Raw genomic sequence first — 2,060 nt, forward strand, 5'->3', positions numbered from 1 at the left:
TTCGGCGGCAAGGGCGCCAACCCGGCGGTGGCGGCGGCGCGCATGGGCGCCGCCGCCCACCTGGTCGCGAAGGTCGGGCGCGACGCCGACGGCGAAGCCGCGCTCACCGACCTGCGCGGCGCGGAGGTCGAGACGGGCTCCGTGCTCACCCACCCCGACGCGCCGACCGGGCAGGCGATCGTCATGGTCGACCCCGCCGGCGAGAACAGCATCGTCGTCGTCCCCGGCGCCAACGCCCACCTGACCGCCGCCGAGGTCACCGCCGCACTCGCCCGCCTACACCTGCTCCCCGTCGACGTACTCCTCACCAGCGACGAGGTCCCCGAGGAGTGCATCCGCGCGACCGCCGCCGCCCTGCCGGCCGACGGCACCCACTGGGTGCACAACGCCGCCCCGGCCGGCTCGCTCCCCGACACCGGTCCGACCGGACGCCGCCCCCTGGTCGTCGCCAACGCCGTCGAGGCCCGCCAGCTGACCGGCGCCCCCACCGTCGAGGAGGCGGCCCGGGCCCTCGCCCGCCGCGCCGACGGCGTCGTGCTCACCCTCGGCAGCGAGGGCGCGCTGGTCGCCACCGAGGGACGGTCGGCCCGACTCCCCGCCCCCGCCGTCCAGGTCGTCGACACCACCGGTGCCGGCGACGTCTTCTGCGGCGCCCTCGCCGCCGGACTCGCCCGCGGCGCACCCCTCCCCGCCGCAGCCGCCACCGCCGTGGCCGCCGGCGCGTTCGCCGTCACCGCCCTGGGCGCCCGTGGCGCCCTCCCCCGCCCGACCGACCTCTGACCAGCCACTGCCCGACGGCGCCGGGCTGGCCAGGCGGACCAGGCCGGCCGGGCCAGGCCGGCCGGGCCGGGCCGGGCGGGCCGGGCCGGGCGGACCAAGCAGGCCGGGCGGACCCAGCCTGCCCCGAACAGGGGCACCCGGGCCACAACTCCCGAACGCCCCCGCCCACTTGTCTAGCACTCGACCTACGGCCGGCCCATGTACGACGGGTAGTAGCCGCTGCTGATCCCCGAGATCCGGATCAGCGTCCCCGGCCGCGCCGCCTCGACGTACTGGTTGTTGCCCAGGTAGATCGCCACGTGCTGGATGCCCCGCTTGGTGCCGTTGGGAGACCAGAACAGCAGGTCGCCCCGGCGCAGCTGGCCGGCACTGATGGGCGTGGTCGCCGCGTACTGGTCGTTGGCCACCCGCGGCAGGTTCACCCCGCCGCGCCGGAAGGCCTGCTGCACGAGGCCCGAGCAGTCGTACCCGTCCGGCCCGTTGCCCGCGGTCCGGAACGGCTTGCCCAGCTGGCTCAGCGCGAACTGCACGGCGGACTCGATGCCCTGGTCACCCGCCACCGCACCAGCGGCCGAGCCCGACGAACCCGACGAGGACGACCCGGACGATCCGGACGGCGACGGGGACCCGCCGCCCGTCCGCGCCACGTACACGTCGTAGTGCGTGGTCCAGCGCCACTCCCCCTTGCTGTTCTTGAACCAGTACCGCGACCCGTCCCACCCCTGCTTGATCCCGCCGCTCGACTTCGCACCCGTCGACGGGGACTTCGCCGCGGAGGAGGATCCGCCCCCTGTCCGCGCCACGTACACGTCGTAGTGCGTGGTCCAGCGCCACTGCCCCTTGCTGTTCTTGAACCAGTACCGCGAGCCGTCCCACCCGGCGTGCGCCGGTGCCGACTCGGCGGCCGCGGGGCTGACGCCGGGGCCGACGCCGATCACACCCGCACCGGCCACGATCACGGCCACCATGCCTATCCCCCGGCGCACCCGCGCGGCCCGCGAGGGGCGGACGGGGCGGACGGGGCGGACGTCAGCCGCCCGCTGGTCGGCGGTGGCGGCAGCGTGCTGCCCGGTCGGTTCGTCGGCGGCACCCGGCGCGCCGGTGTTGACGGTGGTCATCCTGCTGTCTTCCCTCACTGCTGCGAACTGCCGCCACGGGGGCGGCTGCGGAATCGGCTACGGACACGCACGTCCCGGTGAGACGGCACGTACGGCTCGGCAGACCCCCGCCCGCCCGCGCCCCCCCCCCGGGCCGGGCGCGCGGGCGGCGCGGCGCCCCCG

The 2,060-nt window shown here is 76.7% G+C and carries 2 protein-coding genes; one reads left to right on the forward strand and one right to left on the reverse strand.

From position 1 onward, the window contains the following. Positions 1 to 780: PfkB family carbohydrate kinase (locus tag ACFV6I_RS36390; RefSeq protein ID WP_380430259.1), on the forward strand; the 780-nt coding region annotated here is incomplete at its 5' end. 185 nt (positions 781 to 965) lie between these two features. Here ACFV6I_RS36390 and ACFV6I_RS36395 read toward each other — a convergent pair. After that, complete coding sequence (locus ACFV6I_RS36395) at positions 966 to 1,898, reverse strand: C40 family peptidase (protein ID WP_063350146.1); 933 nt, start codon at positions 1,896 to 1,898, stop codon at positions 966 to 968. Positions 1,899 to 2,060 lie beyond the last annotated feature (162 nt).

Origin of the sequence: Kitasatospora sp. NPDC059803 (genome assembly GCF_042732255.1) — a bacterium.
Taxonomy (GTDB): domain Bacteria; phylum Actinomycetota; class Actinomycetes; order Streptomycetales; family Streptomycetaceae; genus Kitasatospora.

Bases quoted from the DNA above. Each gene is read 5' to 3' on its own strand.
- ACFV6I_RS36395 (WP_063350146.1), bottom strand. From the start codon at position 1,898: ATGACCACCGTCAACACCGGCGCGCCGGGTGCCGCCGACGAACCGACC.